The sequence below is a fragment of the Psychrobacter sp. Choline-02u-9 genome (assembly GCF_002836505.1).
In the GTDB taxonomy this organism is placed as follows: domain Bacteria; phylum Pseudomonadota; class Gammaproteobacteria; order Pseudomonadales; family Moraxellaceae; genus Psychrobacter.
Genome location: NZ_PJBF01000059.1, coordinates 147,309 through 162,382 on the forward strand (window position 1 = coordinate 147,309; position 15,074 = coordinate 162,382).

General features: G+C 43.5%; 11 protein-coding genes and 1 tRNA gene. 9 read left to right on the top strand and 3 right to left on the bottom strand.

What is annotated here, in order from left to right:
* The first annotated feature begins 34 nt into the window (after positions 1–34).
* Positions 35–433, top strand: coding sequence for a ribbon-helix-helix domain-containing protein (locus tag CXF69_RS12025; protein WP_102078136.1), 399 nt, complete (start codon positions 35–37; stop codon positions 431–433).
* Between the two features lie 213 nt (positions 434–646).
* On the opposite strand, the gene CXF69_RS12030 is transcribed toward CXF69_RS12025, so the two are convergent.
* The 3 genes from CXF69_RS12030 to CXF69_RS12040 form a co-directional block, all read right to left on the bottom strand.
* Positions 647–731 (bottom strand) — tRNA-Leu (locus tag CXF69_RS12030).
* A 218-nt stretch (positions 732–949) separates the two neighbouring features.
* A complete protein-coding gene (locus tag CXF69_RS12035) occupies positions 950–2,731 on the bottom strand; it encodes a sigma 54-interacting transcriptional regulator (RefSeq protein ID WP_102078135.1) in 1,782 nt (593 codons plus the stop codon).
* Positions 2,732–2,821: 90 nt separating this feature from the next.
* Entirely contained in the window at positions 2,822–4,186 is a 1,365-nt protein-coding gene (locus CXF69_RS12040) for a two-component system sensor histidine kinase NtrB (protein WP_101206180.1), read from the bottom strand.
* A gap of 135 nt (positions 4,187–4,321) precedes the next feature.
* On the opposite strand from CXF69_RS12040, the gene rimO reads away from it, so the two are divergent.
* From rimO to bamA, 8 genes are all read left to right on the top strand, one after another.
* Entirely contained in the window at positions 4,322–5,908 is a 1,587-nt protein-coding gene (gene rimO / locus CXF69_RS12045; RefSeq protein WP_101206179.1) for a 30S ribosomal protein S12 methylthiotransferase RimO, read from the top strand.
* A 172-nt stretch (positions 5,909–6,080) separates the two neighbouring features.
* The gene (gene pyrH / locus CXF69_RS12050) at positions 6,081–6,806 is read left to right on the top strand and encodes a UMP kinase (RefSeq protein WP_057759121.1); all 726 of its coding nucleotides are present in this window, start codon (positions 6,081–6,083) and stop codon (positions 6,804–6,806) included.
* 112 nt (positions 6,807–6,918) lie between these two features.
* Complete coding sequence (gene frr, locus CXF69_RS12055; RefSeq protein ID WP_102078134.1) at positions 6,919–7,473, top strand: ribosome recycling factor; 555 nt, start codon at positions 6,919–6,921, stop codon at positions 7,471–7,473.
* A 388-nt stretch (positions 7,474–7,861) separates the two neighbouring features.
* Positions 7,862–8,620 carry a polyprenyl diphosphate synthase gene (gene uppS, locus CXF69_RS12060; RefSeq protein WP_102078133.1) on the top strand — a complete coding sequence of 253 codons (759 nt, stop codon included), beginning with the start codon at positions 7,862–7,864 and terminating at the stop codon, positions 8,618–8,620.
* 189 nt (positions 8,621–8,809) lie between these two features.
* Positions 8,810–9,619 (top strand): phosphatidate cytidylyltransferase, encoded by an 810-nt coding sequence (locus CXF69_RS12065; RefSeq protein ID WP_102078132.1) that lies wholly within the window; start codon positions 8,810–8,812, stop codon positions 9,617–9,619.
* A 58-nt stretch (positions 9,620–9,677) separates the two neighbouring features.
* Positions 9,678–10,886 (top strand): 1-deoxy-D-xylulose-5-phosphate reductoisomerase, encoded by a 1,209-nt coding sequence (ispC, locus tag CXF69_RS12070; protein ID WP_101206175.1) that lies wholly within the window; start codon positions 9,678–9,680, stop codon positions 10,884–10,886.
* Positions 10,887–10,982: 96 nt separating this feature from the next.
* Complete coding sequence (gene rseP, locus CXF69_RS12075; protein ID WP_101206174.1) at positions 10,983–12,359, top strand: RIP metalloprotease RseP; 1,377 nt, start codon at positions 10,983–10,985, stop codon at positions 12,357–12,359.
* A 262-nt stretch (positions 12,360–12,621) separates the two neighbouring features.
* Entirely contained in the window at positions 12,622–15,021 is a 2,400-nt protein-coding gene (bamA, locus tag CXF69_RS12080; RefSeq protein ID WP_102078131.1) for an outer membrane protein assembly factor BamA, read from the top strand.
* Positions 15,022–15,074: the final 53 nt, after the last annotated feature.

The window sequence follows — 15,074 nt, forward strand, 5'->3', positions numbered from 1 at the left end:
ATATTCAATAGACCCTAGCATCAAGAGAGGATATATGTGCCAATTGTTTATTAGTGCTGACGACAGTTTGTGGAGCTCTAAAACCAAATCACTTCGAATTCAGGGAGTAGTCACATCAATTCGTTTAGAAGTGTTTTTTTGGGATATATTAGAAGAGTTGTCATTTCGGGATCAAATGACGGTTAATCAGCTGATCACTAAGCTATACCTTGAATCTCTCGATGCTGATCATGATATTGGTAATTTCACCTCTTTTTTAAGAGTTTGTTGTTCTCGTTATTTATCCTTAATAGCAGATGGCGATCTTTCTCGCGAAACAAGATTGCCTTTAGAAAAAGTCGATGCGAAAAATATCATTCAACGTGAAACCCGTCGTAAGAATCAACGTAATGCGTTATTCAATGACAGTGAGCAAAATATTTCTATTAATTAGCTGTGCTTATAGCGAGTGCATGAAAGCATTGATTCAGAGGGTAGAGTGTCGCTATTAGCGTATGGATGAAGTGTTAAAGGACTTATAAAGGGTAGAAAAGTAGATTAATACTTTTAATAAGATGTTTTATAGTTCTAATACCAAATTCCAGACACAAAAAAACCTGCTAAAAAGCAGGTTTTGATATTTGGTCTAAGATGTACTATCCGAAAATGGTGGGGCTGGAGAGACTCGAACTCTCACACCTTGCGGCGCCAGAACCTAAATCTGGTGCGTCTACCAATTCCGCCACAGCCCCATTTTCGTTACTCTATCATCAAAAGCGGTTAAACTCAAACGCTATCTAGACAGTTAACTGATTCGGTAGTGCGTCTCAGTGGTTGGCTATTATATAGAGTTTTAATTGTTTGGCAACCCCTATTTGCAATTATTTTTAATTATTTATCATTTATTTTCGATATTAATTTTAAGTAATTGATATCAATAATAATTTAATATCGTATTTTATGCGTTTCTTTATTCTTTAGTTGGTACTCTCGGGGCAGAGATATCCAATTGCTGCAATTTGCGTGTCAGAGTATTGCGTCCCCAACCAAGTAAGCTCGCGGCTTCTATCTTTTTACCACCGCTATGATTGAGTGCTGCTGTTAATAAAACACGCTCAAACTCAGGGGTTGCTGTTTGCAGAATATCAGTTTCACCCGTGCTTAGCGACTGCTCAGCCCAATCAGCCAATGCTTGTTGCCAACTTTGGCTTTTAGGCAACGGGCTACTTCGCTCATTTTGATGACTGTTTAATGCACTGCCATTTAATACATCGCCACTTTGTACCAAGTTCTCTTGAGCGTCTTCATGTGATGCGCCGTGCTCTTCATAAAGCACCGTATTAGGTGAGATGTTTTCAAGTAGCTCTGGTGGCAGATCTGTCGCCATCACAGTATCACCAGTGGCCATCACCGTGAGCCACAAGCAGACGTTTTCTAATTGACGCACGTTACCACGCCAGTCAAACGTTTGCATAATTTGCAATGCGGCAGGATGTAGATGCTTCGGAGAGGTACTCATTTGCTCTGCGGCAGACTGCATAAAGTAGAGGGCTAATGCAGGAATGTCTTCAGGGCGTGTACGTAGTGGTGGTAGGGGTAACCGAATGACATTGAGACGATAAAACAAATCTTCGCGGAATCGGCTTTGTTTTACCAGCTCTTCTAAGTTTTGATGAGTGGCTGCGATGATACGCACGTCGACCTTTATTGGCTGCTGACCACCAACACGATAAAACTCACCATTGGCCAGTACGCGTAACAGCCGTGTTTGAGTGCTAAAAGGCATGTCACCGATTTCGTCTAAGAATAAAGTACCGCCGTCTGCCTGCTCAAAACGGCCTTGACGCATTGTCGCTGCACCAGTGAACGCGCCTTTTTCGTGACCGAATAGCTCAGACTCGATCAAGTCATGTGGTATGGCTGCCATATTAAGCGCAATAAACGGTTGCTGTTTACGCGGGGAGTGTTGGTGCAATGCACTGGCAACCAACTCTTTACCCGTTCCAGACTCGCCAGTGATTAAGACGGAAATGGGGGATTGAGCCAGCCTGCCAATAGCGCGAAACACCGTTTGCATGGCTGGTGACTGTCCAATGATGCCGCTAGGGTTCCCATTATCTTTGGTTACGCCGGCACTTTTGTTCTTATTGTCTTTGGTTGTCTTACTAGAAGATGCGGCTTTAGGTTTTATCAGGTCTTCGGTAGACGTGTCAGACGTTGTATTGGTATTGGGTTCATCAGAAAGGGAAACAGTCGTTGTTTCTAAATTGGGCTGATAATTGATGGCTTTATAAATCGTTGCAACTGCATCATCTAAGTCAAAAGGCTTGGGCAGGTATTCAAAAGCACCAGTCTGATAGCTATTGATAGCAGAGGTCAGGTCTGAATGTGCCGTCATAATTACGATTGGCATTTTGGGGAAATGCTGATGGACCCAGTCGCTAAAAGACAATCCATCCATCATTGGCATACGAATATCGGTCAGTATGACGTCAGGTAATTGCTCAGCTGACTCTTGCTGTTTTAACACATCGTTAAGGCGAGTCCATGCTGCTTGTGCTTGAGTAAAACTGATAACGGTCAATCCAGCATCTTCAAACGTGTCGGCCAACACCATACGTAGGGCTGCATCGTCATCGATTAACCACAATGTTGCAGGGTGGTCGCTGGGTGCATTATTCACAGTTACTATTTGTGATTGTGGTGATTGATCATCGCTTTTAGGTTGGAGGTCGTCGCTATATTCAGTCATGTATTGGGCCTAATCAGCAATTATTGATGGTAAGTTGGGGATTGGGAGTTGGCGTTATGAAACTTAGCAGCCTTTAATTCATAATTTATTTTATGTCTCAGTGATGGGTTGAGTAAATGGTAGATATAGCGTAAATCGGGTTTGCTTATCTTCTTGCTCTTTTGTCGAGCTCACATCAATCATACCATGATGATGACTGATAATATCTTGGACGATGGATAATCCAAGACCTGTACCGGCTGCACGGCTAGTGACCATTGGGAAAAATATCTGACCGATCAATGCTGGATCAATACCTGAGCCATTATCAGTAATAGTAATTTGCATCACTTGCTTGTGCTGCTGCCCGACGATCGTATGCTGAAAGGCAACCCGCGTTTGAATATGCAATGTCGGTTGATAATCAGAATTGCCCTCAGTTTGTATGGCAGATTGTGGTGATTCTTGAGACTCTGAGATTTTATTCTGTTGTAGCGTTTGTTCGAACTCAGTCATCGACTCACAAGCATTATTAATAAGGTTTAAAAACACTTGAATCAGCTGATCCTTATCTGCACACAACTCTGGCAATGATAAATCATAATCACGCTGTAACACTACCTGTGGATACTGATTGGTCACTAAGGTTAAGACATGCTCTAAAGGCTCATGGATATTGAGCGTTTGCCAGTTTGGCAGTTGATTGGAACCCAGAAGCTGCCCAATAAGATGGGTTAACCGATCAGTCTCTGAAATAATAATGTCCGTATAGTTGCGCAGTTTTTGATTCATTTTTTGCAAATCATGCTGCGCGTCAATGTTAGTAGTTGTCAAAGCATTATCAACACTAGAGGTGCTAGTGGTAGATGCGTCGCTGAATTTAATAAACTGCCGTTGCAACAGTTGGGCTGCCCCGCGAATACCAGCAAGAGGGTTCTTTATTTCGTGTGCTACCGAGCGTAGCATATGACGGGCAACTGTGTATTGCTGCTGTTGACGCTGCTCCTCAGAAATACGACTTTGCCGATCTTTACCCCACATCTCGATAATAAAATAAGGCTGCTGTTCATAGATGACTGGTGTGACGCTATAGTCGACTGACAATGATAAATTACCGTTTAACGGTGTTTTTATGATGTGGTCATGATCGATAAAAGGCTGCTGATAGTTCTGCGCTTGCACAAAGCGCTCCGTCAACGAATATGCTGGCTCGCTCGAAGCCTCGTTTTCATTTATATCACCACTATCATTATCGATAAATGCAGTATCTTTAGTCTTTAATTCATCAGGTGCGAGCAGTGTCAATATTGATTGATTGATTAGTCTGCCGCTACTAATGGCGAGTAGCTGCTCGGCTTGAGCATTCAACCGTGTGATTGATAGCTCATCGTTAACCCATAAAATAGCGGTGAATAAATGCTGAGATATAAATGCGAGGTCAGGGGTTGTTTTGGCGGTTATAAAATCAGCGTTCATCAGTAGGGCCCAAAAAAGTCAGATGCTTGAGATAATATTTAACCACAAATCAAGACTATAGAGCGGCAAAACTGGTGATTTTTGCAAAAAAAACGTACAATGCGCTCAGCCAATTTATCTCTAGCAAGGTCAGCCATGTCCAAAACTTCTACCGAGTCAGTGAATACGACAGCAACAGCTCCTCTATCTGCCGTAAAAGACACTGCCACTATCTTCAATCCTGCCGCGCCTACCATAGTACAAGCGCAGAGTCAGGCAGATGTCAGTCAAACAGATGCTAAACAACCTTACCATCATAAAGCCAATCACAATCAGAACCGTAGTGTAGCCCAAAGCAGTGATGTTACGACTGCCAATGCGACTGCTACGATGCCAGTTAGTGCGGCGCCAAAGATTGGTTTTGTGTCACTAGGTTGTCCAAAAGCATTGGTAGATAGTGAGCGTATTATCACTGAGCTAAGCCGTGACGGCTATCAAGTGGCCAGTGATTATGATGGTGCTGACTTGGTCGTGGTAAACACTTGCGGCTTTATTGAGTCAGCGGTACAAGAGTCACTTGATGCGATCGGCGAGGCCATTAGCAAAAATGGTAAAGTGATTGTCACTGGCTGTCTGGGCAAAGAAGCGGACAAAATCCGTGAGATGCATCCGGCTGTACTAGCAGTGACGGGCGCGCATGCCTATGACGAAGTGATTACGGCAGTGGCGCAGCATGTGCCTAAGCCAAATCGCAGTCAGGACGCCAACTATGATCCAAAAATAGATTTGATTAATGAAGCGGGTATCAAACTGACCCCAAGCCATTATGCTTATCTAAAAATATCAGAAGGCTGTAATCACCGTTGTACGTTCTGCATTATTCCAAGCTTGCGCGGTGATTTGGTATCGCGCCCGATTGATAATGTGATGAACGAAGCACTGGCGCTCAAAAAAGCTGGCGTGAAAGAGTTACTTATCATCTCGCAAGATACCTCGGCATATGGCCTTGACCTAAAGTACAAGACCAGCTTTTGGAATGGCATGCCGCTCAAGTCTAAGTTTTATGACTTATGCCAAGCATTGAACGATTTGGGCATTTGGGTACGCCTGCATTATGTCTATCCGTATCCACACGTAGACAAAGTCGTTGAGTTGATGGCTGAGAAGAAACTACTGCCTTATCTGGACATTCCGTTCCAGCATGCCAGCCATCGTATCCTAAAGGCGATGAAACGTCCTGCGCATAGCGAAAACACCTTGGCTCGTATCAAAGCGTGGCGTGATATCTGTCCTGATATCGTGATTCGTTCGACCTTTGTGGTTGGCTTCCCTGGCGAAACAGAAGAAGATTTTCAGTGCTTGCTTGACTGGTTAGTTGAAGCACGCCTCGATCGCGTGGGCGCATTTACTTATTCAGAAGTAGAAGGCGCAGTGGCCAATGACTTGCCTGATCATGTGCCTGAAGACGTCAAGCAATCTCGCTATGAGCGTTTAATGGCGCTACAGCAAGATATTTCAGCGCAAAAGCTACAAGAAAAAGTCGGCAAGACTTTAACGGTATTGGTCGATGAAATTGATAGCGATGAAAATATTGCTATTTGCCGTAGCTATGCTGATGCACCTGAAATTGATGGTCATGTCTATGTTGATGACATCAACGCTCAAGTCAAAGTAGGGCAGTTCTTAACCGTGACTATCGACGATGCTAGCGAATACGATCTATTCGCCAGTTATCAAGGCTAGATATCCAATAAGATATGCGAGTGAAAATTGCCCAATGGCGGGCAGTTTTTGCTACAATTAGCGCAATTTAGCCTTTTTAATACGCTTAGCTGTAAGTGTGGCGTTGTGGCCAAACTCGATTTGTATTTTACCGATAATTTTCTTTATAATTTCATGATAACAAGGTGACCTCATGTCTGACAAAAACCCGCGTTACGCTCGTATCTTGCTGAAACTCTCCGGTGAAGCCTTAGCTGGTAGTAAAGACATGGGTATTGATACCGAAGTGCTTGATAAAATGAGTCTGTCTATCGCTCACTTGCGTGGGCTTGGTGTCCAAGTCGGTATCGTAGTCGGCGGTGGTAACTTATATCGCGGTGCGCAATTGCAAAAAGAAGGTCTCGTTGGCCGTGTCACAGGTGATCAGATGGGCATGCTAGCGACCGTTATGAACGGACTGGCAATGCGTGATGCGCTTGAGCGTCGCAATATCAAAACTCGCTTGATGTCAGCGTTACCGATTGGTGAAGTCACTGAAAGCTATAGCAGTCGTAATGCCATTCGTTATCTTAAAAACGGCGAAGTTTGTATCTTTGTCGCAGGTACGGGTAACCCATTCTTTACCACTGACACCGCTGCTTGTTTGCGCGGTATCGAAATCGAAGCTGGTTTGATTTTAAAAGCGACTAAGGTCGATGGCGTTTATGACAAAGACCCAAGCCTACATGATGATGCAGTCAAATATGACGGTCTGACTTTTGATGAAGTACTAGAGCAAAAGCTAGGTGTTATGGATTTAACGGCTATCGCATTATGCCGTGAGCATAACGTACCGCTGCAAGTGTTTGACATGACTAAGCCTAATGCATTATTGAATGTCATCATGGGTGAAAATGAAGGCACACGAGTTTTTCATTAATTGATGCGATACTGGCAACTAACGTCAGTAAATAGCTAACGATTAGCAACAAATAATTAATATCCCAATAGCAAATAAAAGATTTGTCGGTAACGATAAATAAGGATACACAATGATTAAAGAGATTAAGCAAGACGGCGAAGCACGCATGCAAAAAACATTGGAAGCGCTTGAAAGCACTTTCAGTAAAGTTCGTACTGGCCGTGCGCATCCAGGTATGTTGTCAGGTGTGATGGTCAGCTACTACGGTTCTGATACACCATTGAACCAAGTAGCAAGCGTCAACGTTGAAGACTCACGTACCTTGCTGGTTCAACCATTTGACCGTACGATGGTACAAGCAGTAGACAAGGCCATTCGTGAAGCAGATTTGGGTCTAAACCCAATGTCTGCTGATGTGATCCGTGTGCCGATGCCAGCATTGACAGAAGATACCCGTCGCGATATGCAAAAGCTTGCACGTGGTGAAGCTGAGAGCAGCCGTGTTTCTATCCGTAATATTCGCCGTGACATGATGAATGACATCAAAGATTTGGCAAAAGAAAAAGAAATCTCAGAAGACGATGAGCGCCGCGCTAACGATGATATTCAAAAAATTACTGACAAATATATCGAAACAATTGATGCTCGTTTGAGCAAGAAAGAAAGCGATTTGATGGAAGTTTAATACTGATATAATTGTGATTTATAACAAGAATCAGTTTGATAGATTATCTGTCATTGAGCAGCCAATACTTTGTAGCTATTGGCTGTTTATTATTGTGTAGACTGATATAGTTAATCCTCTATAAAAGAGTCGCAGCGTTAACCTCGATTGAAGTATCGCATATACATCTGAACTCGGTTGCTGGTCTCTCTTTTAAACTGAATCAACTATATGCAGCCATATCTAGAACATGCCAAAAACGCGATTGATTAGACTTTGTTCATCGCATTCTGAGCATTAAAAATTCACAATATAATTATGATAAGTTAGTGAATTATATAAATGGCACTTTTTATTCGCCGTTGCACACGTTATTATTATTTTACCTTAACAATAAGCAAGTTCGCCTATGTCCACTTCAGCCGTTTTGGCGCCCGCTATTCTTCCTCGTCATATCGCCATCATTATGGATGGTAATAATCGCTATGGTAAGGCCAATAATTTAGGCCAAGGTCAAGGTCATATAGCGGGTAAAAATGCACTAGATCCCCTTGTTGATTATTGTGTCAGTACAGGCATTAAAGTGCTGACCGTTTTTGCGTTTTCTAGCGAAAATTGGCAGAGACCGCCTAGTGAGGTAGCATTGTTGATGCAGCTACTCACATCGACGATTCATGAGCAAATGCCGCGCATGAATGAGTATCGTATTCGCTTGCGTTTCATCGGTGACCGTAGTCAACTTAGTGAGTCATTACAAACGCTAATGGTTGATGCAGAAGAAAAAACGGCGAAGTTTGACGCAATGACGCTAGTGATTGCGATTAGTTACGGTGGGCAGTGGGATATTGCAAATGCAGCAAAACAGCTGGCTCAACAAGTTCAAGCTGGCGAATTAAAAGCTGAAGATGTCAGCGAAGAGTTGTTAGGTAATTACGTACAGTTAGCCGATACGCCAGCAGTAGATATGCTAGTGCGTACGGGCGGCGAGTATCGTATTTCTAATTTCTTATTGTGGCAATCTGCTTATGCTGAGCTATTTTTTACTCCCACATTATGGCCAAATTTTACAGCAGAAGAGCTGGCTTTGATGATCGCAGATTTTGCTAAACGCCAACGCCGCTTTGGCAAAACCAGCGAGCAAGTAGTGATAGAGCAGCAAGGTCACTGAGCAGTGAGTTGATAGATAAGTTTAGTCGGTTCAGTTCAGTTAGTATTGTATAACTGGTCAATAAGGTTGGTTTATGCAATGATAAACGGCTTGGATTAGTATTAAATGCTATCACTAGGCCATCGTTAGTTAGCTGCTATAATGCATTTTTTGACCATCTGTTCTTCATTATTATAAGGCTCGATAAGTATGTGGCAACGAATTAAGACGGCAATTGTTCTCGTTATTATCGTTGGTATTGCAATGTTTGCGAGCCAAACACCTATTTTATTTGCACCACTGTTGGCCATAGGGGTCATTATCGCCGCTCATGAGTGGGCTAAATTGATGCCTAAATGGCGCCAACCTGCGGTATTCGTTCTATTGATTTTAGCGCTCACTATATTATCACTAATGTTCAAAGTGACTTGGTTGTTTTGGTGGGTGGCGTCACTCGTTATATGGCTGATGGCGCTGTCTTGGGTTCGAGTCTTCCCAACACAAACAAGATGGTACGGCAACCAGCTGGCAATGATGGGCGCGGTTATTCTGACGGCATCTATCACGGCGATGTTCTATCTCTGGCAACTGTCGGCATGGTGGCTGCTATATGTGTTCTTATTAGTATGGTGTGCAGATAGCGGTGCATATTTCGTTGGACGCAAACTTGGTCGCCGAAAAATGGCACCCAATGTCTCACCCAATAAGAGCATGGAAGGGTTGGCTGGTGGCCTCGTCACAGGGCTGTTAGTTGTGGTAGCCATTAGCGTCTTTAAATTACAGCTGACCGGTGTACCGTTAATCGCATTTGTAGCGTTATCGGCCATCACTATTCTTGCCTCTGTACTTGGGGACTTGTTCGAGTCGATGCTCAAGCGCCGTGCTGATGTAAAAGATTCAGGCACTATCTTGCCAGGTCACGGTGGTATCCTTGACCGTATCGATTCTCTGTTGTCTGCAACACCGATATTTGCCCTTGGTTTTTGGGTGATACAGCAGCTTGGTTTGATAGTGGTGTAAGGTTTATAGTTAATAGACGATATTCTATTTTTATTATTTTTAAGTATCATGGGCATTGATGGTTATGACGCAACGCATCGCCGTACTAGGCGCGACAGGCTCGATTGGCGATAGCACCTTAGCAATATTGGCGGCGCAACCGCACACTTACGAAGTCTATGCTTTGTCAGGCTATCATCGCTTAGATAAGCTATTTGCACTCTGTCAGCAGTTTTTGCCGAAACGCGTCAGTGTGCCGACGTCAGCCGTAGATGATTTTGCTCACAGGCTTAAAGCCGCGGGGATTGATAGTGAGGTCGTAGGGGGTGAGGCAGGATTGGTAGATATTGCCACTGACTCACAGACTGATACGGTTGTAGCGGCGATTGTAGGGGCGGCAGGGTTGCCGTCTACATTAGCAGCAGCCCGTGTAGGTAAGCGTATCTTATTGGCCAATAAAGAAGCCTTAGTGATGGCAGGTAAAGTTATGATTGATGCGGTCAAGACACACAAAGCCACTTTGCTGCCACTCGACTCCGAACACAATGCCATTTTTCAATGCTTGCCACTCGCTATTCAGCAAGACAATACGCAAATCCATCAGTCAAATCATGGTGTTCGTAAACTATGGTTGACAGCCTCTGGTGGGCCATTTTTGCAGCAGTCGTTCGAGCAAATGCAGCAGGCAAGCGTCGCAGAAGCGGTCAAACACCCGAATTGGTCAATGGGTCAAAAAATATCTGTCGATTCGGCGACGATGATGAACAAGGGGCTTGAGCTGATAGAAGCCTGTCATTTATTTGATTTGCCTGAAGATAAGATAAATGTGGTCATTCATCCACAAAGTATCATTCACTCAATGGTAGAATATAGCGATGGGAGTTTTTTAGCACAGCTGGGTAGTCCAGACATGAAAACCCCAATTGCACATGCGCTTAGCTATCCTGATCGAATTGATAGTGGCTCGCAGCCGTTAGACTTATTTGCACTTAGTGGTTTGGAGTTTATTGAGCCAGATCTACAAAAATTTGCCTGTTTGCGTTTGGCTCGCCAAGCTATGCAAGCAGGGACGCAAGCCACAATTGTGCTCAATGCGGCAAACGAAATTGCAGTAGCAGCGTTCCTCGATGGTAAAATACGTTTGACGGATATTGCTGATATTAACGAACAAGCCTTAAATGACATACAGCTGCCACCATTGAACGAAACCGCTGACATAGAAGACATATTGGCAATCGATAAGATTGCACGCCACTTGACTGATAAGTTGGTAGCAAAGCTGACATAATCGTAGCAAGCGTCTCTTAGCTGATACATGATATTGCTAAACGATATTAGCGAAGATGTTGATAAAAATGCTGAGAGACAATACTGAGAAAAAATCATGACGTTTTTACTAACACTTCTTGCCGCCATATTTGTCTTGGGCCCGCTTATTGCCTTACACGAGTGGGGACATTATATTGTGGCGCGGCTTTGCGGTGTCAAAGTGCTAACGTACTCTATCGGTTTTGGTCCTAAAGTTTTTGGTTGGACCAGTAAAAAAAGCGGCATCGACTATCGTATCTCAGCATTGCCACTTGGCGGCTATGTAAAGATGCTAGATGAGCGTGAAGGTAATGTCGCAAAAGATGAGCAGCACCTTGCATTTAATCGGCAACATCCGCTCAAGAAAATTGCTATCGTTGCAGCTGGCCCTATCATGAATTTTGTCATCGCTATCGCGCTATTTTGGGTACTATTTATGACCCCATCTGAGCAGTTGGCGACTAAGATTGGTCAGGTACTACCAGATACGCCTGCTGCGATAGCACAGTTACCAGTCGGTGATAAGATTGTGGCGATTGATGGACATGATGTGCAGACATGGGAAGGTATTAACTATCGCCTTGCAGGACGTATGGGTGAGACGGATAATGTCAGCATTACCTTGCAGTCAGATGCCCAAACCGATCAGTCGACTAAGACATATAAAGCACCCGTCACACAGTTTATGCAAGGTGAAGCTCAAGGCAAAGATGCATTGACCAGCTTTGGTATGTTGCCATGGCAGCCGCAGATTGCGCCGATTGTAGGCGGTTTGGCTCCTGATGGTGCCGCTAGTCGCCAAGGTCTAAAGGTTGGCGACCGTATTACTGCTATTAATAATGAGTCAATTGAAGACTGGATTACTGCCACACGTATTATTCGTGATAATCCTGAAACGCTGCTTAATTTTACGGTGTTACGTGATGATAAGTCTGTACAGTTGCAGATTATGCCTCAAGGTAAAAAAGACAACTTGGGTAATGATTACGGACAGATTGGTGCGATGGTTGATCAGACTGAGATTGTGATTCCTGACGATTACAAGACTACCGTGGTCTACGGTCCTAGTGAGTCGTTAGTTAAGTCGTTTGAAAAGACTGAGCAGCTCGCGGTAATGACTGTAAGCTCGATGGGGAAAATGCTGTCAGGTATGATTGGTTTAGACAATTTATCAGGGCCAATTACCATTGCTAAAGTTGCCAAGCAAAGCTTTGATATCAGTTGGCAAATGGTATTATCGACAGCGGCGCTGATTAGCTTGAGTCTTGCCGTCTTAAACCTTTTGCCGATTCCAGTATTAGATGGTGGTCATATTGTCTATCATTTTATTGAGCTGATTCGCGGTAAGCCACTGTCTGAAGGTGTGCAAATGGTCGGTCTAAATATCGGTTTACTCTTACTGGCAGGTTTCATGGTGTTAGCAATTGGTAATGACATCAGCCGGCTATTTTAGTCAGCTGATGAGCAATATGGCTGATAAAGCACGATATACTAATGGTTTTACGCCTATTATAGGCTGATTATTGTTATGATAGGCATGCTACTCTGTGTCGCAGCCTCTGTACTAATCGTAATTTTTAGTTTATTTTGTGATGCAATTTATATAAAGTGTTCTGAGTTACCCTTGCATGGGTTTATAACCTTATGCGCACGGGTTAGACAATACGTGCCTTTTAACTTAACTTAAGCAATTTTTTTATTGACGGATAGTGTTTATGCGTACGCCTTTAATTATGAGCGCGGCTGGGTTGCCGTTAGTTGTAGCGATGATGAGTATGCCAGTACAGGCTGCAGAATTTGTAGTAACTGACATCGGTTTTAATGGCTTACAACGTCTAACCCCTGATAGCCTCTATCCGGTCTTACCTGTTACGGTAGGCGATACGGTGAATGATAGTAGCTTAGCTGCCAGTATTAAGGCGCTATATGCAACTGAAAACTTTGCTGATATTCAAAGCCGTGTCGAAGGTGGCAAGCTAAGATTTGACGTCATTGAGCGTCCAACGATCGCTGAAGTAACCTTTGAAGGTAACAAGCTTATTCCAAAAGAAGGGCTTGAGCAGGGATTGAAGAATGCTGGCCTTTCTGCTGGTGACGTGCTCAAGCAGTCTACCTTGCAAGGCGTGGCCAATGAGCTACAACAGCAATATATTAGCCAGGGCTACTACAATAGTAATATCGAAGTAGATCAAACGGTCCTTGATGGCAACCGCGTAAAACTTGACGTGCGCTTTGTAGAAGGCAAACCTGCTAAAGTTGTCGATATCAATATTATTGGTAACAAACACTTTAGTGATGAAGAGATTAAAGATGTTTTCGCGGTAAAAGAATCTTCATGGACGCGTCTATTATCTAAATCTGATCGATACGCTCAAGAGAAACTGGCTGCCAGTCTAGAGAGTTTAAAGGCGCTATATCAGAACGATGGTTATGTGCGTTTTTCAGTCGATAATGCTGTATTGAATATCAGCGAAGACAAAAGTAGCGTGTTTATCGAAGTTAGCCTAAGTGAAGGCGAGCAATACCAGTTTGGCGAAGTGAACTTTCTAGGTAAACCTACCTTTGAGAATAGTGAGCTAAAAGAGCTAGTGAGCTTTGCATCTAATGAAAAGTACTCGCAAGCAAAACTAGACGAAACCACTGCTTCTCTTAAAAGACGCTATGGTAATGAAGGCTATTATCTAGCTCAAATCAGACCAGTACCACGTATCAATGACGATACGAAAATGGTCGATGTTGATTACTATATCGACCCTGCACGTCCTATCTACGTTCGCCGTATTAACTTTACGGGTAATATTAAAACGCAAGACGAAGTATTACGTCGTGAAATGCGTCAGTTAGAAGGTACGCTATCGTCCAATGACAAAATTCAACTGTCACGCACGCGTTTGATGCGTACTGGCTTTTTTAAAAATGTCACTGTCGACGTTAAGCCCGTACCTAACCAGCCAGATCAAGTCGATGTGAACTATGTGGTTGAAGAGCAGCCTTCTGGTAGCTCAACGATTGCAGCCGGTTACTCACAAAGCGGTGGTGTGACTTTCCAGTTGGATTTGACCCAAAACAACTTCATGGGTACCGGTAACCGTGTTAAGGCTGCGCTTTCTCGTTCAGAGACACGTGACTCTTATAGCCTAGGTTATACCGATCCGTACTTTACAGAAAACGGTGTTTCTCAAGGTATCAGCGGTTATTATCGCAAAACCAAATATGATGACGACAACGTTAGTAACTATGTGACAGATTCATATGGTGCGACGCTGAACTATAGTTATCCTATTGACGAAACCAAACGCCTGAGTGCTGGTCTAAATGTAGACAACACAAAGGTTCGTGGTGGTCGTTATTTAGGTATATCTAATGTCCAAGAAATTCTAGACGAAGGCGGTACAAAAACGCCGGAAGTTGAGACTGATGGTGTTGCTACCTTCAAGAATGATTATCAGACTTACAACCTATTGTTTGGTTGGGACTACAGCACTTTAGACCGTCCAGTATTCCCTACCAAAGGGATGAGCCATGCGGTTGATGCAACCATCGGTCTTGGCGATGCCAACTACCAAAAGCTAACTTATAGCGGCAATATATATTACCCTATTTATAAAGACGTGATCGCGCGTGGTTATACTAAGCTTGGTTATGGTAATGATTTACCGTTCTATGAGAACTTCTATGCTGGTGGTTATGGCTCAGTACGTGGCTATGAATCATCGACACTAGGACCTAAATCACAAGTTTATCTTGATGCGGTCAATGATCCAGACAACCAAACCTTTACCGCAGAAGAGGTTGGTGGTAATGCGCTAGCTACGTTTGGTGCTGAACTAATTTTGCCAATGCCGTTCAAAGGTGACTGGGCAGATCAAGTACGCCCAGTATTGTTTGCTGAAGGTGGTCAGGTCTTTGACACTTCTGATAAAGAAGATCGTACTTTTAATGACTCAGATGTTCCATTGCTGACTCAAGATAATGACTTCCGCTACAGTGCGGGTGCTGGTATCACTTGGTATACGCCAATTGGTCCGATCTCACTTAGCTACGCGGTACCATTTGGTGACAAAGAGGGCGATAAGACTGAAAAAGTCCAGTTCCAGATTGGTAATACATTCTAAATTAATGACATTTTTCATATCTATTTGAGTAATTGTAAAGATTGTTTCAAATA

Excerpts from the sequence above, each read along its gene's own strand:
- uppS (WP_102078133.1), top strand. The coding sequence starts at position 7,862 with ATGTCCACTTCAGCCGTTTTGGCGCCCGCTATTCTTCCTCGTCATATC.
- CXF69_RS12035 (WP_102078135.1), bottom strand. The coding sequence starts at position 2,731 with ATGACTGAATATAGCGACGACCTCCAACCTAAAAGCGATGATCAATCA.
- frr (WP_102078134.1), top strand. The coding sequence starts at position 6,919 with ATGATTAAAGAGATTAAGCAAGACGGCGAAGCACGCATGCAAAAAACA.
- ispC (WP_101206175.1), top strand. The coding sequence starts at position 9,678 with ATGGTTATGACGCAACGCATCGCCGTACTAGGCGCGACAGGCTCGATT.
- rimO (WP_101206179.1), top strand. The coding sequence starts at position 4,322 with ATGTCCAAAACTTCTACCGAGTCAGTGAATACGACAGCAACAGCTCCT.
- CXF69_RS12025 (WP_102078136.1), top strand. The coding sequence starts at position 35 with ATGTGCCAATTGTTTATTAGTGCTGACGACAGTTTGTGGAGCTCTAAA.
- rseP (WP_101206174.1), top strand. The coding sequence starts at position 10,983 with ATGACGTTTTTACTAACACTTCTTGCCGCCATATTTGTCTTGGGCCCG.
- bamA (WP_102078131.1), top strand. The coding sequence starts at position 12,622 with ATGCGTACGCCTTTAATTATGAGCGCGGCTGGGTTGCCGTTAGTTGTA.
- pyrH (WP_057759121.1), top strand. The coding sequence starts at position 6,081 with ATGTCTGACAAAAACCCGCGTTACGCTCGTATCTTGCTGAAACTCTCC.
- CXF69_RS12065 (WP_102078132.1), top strand. The coding sequence starts at position 8,810 with ATGTGGCAACGAATTAAGACGGCAATTGTTCTCGTTATTATCGTTGGT.
- CXF69_RS12040 (WP_101206180.1), bottom strand. The coding sequence starts at position 4,186 with ATGAACGCTGATTTTATAACCGCCAAAACAACCCCTGACCTCGCATTT.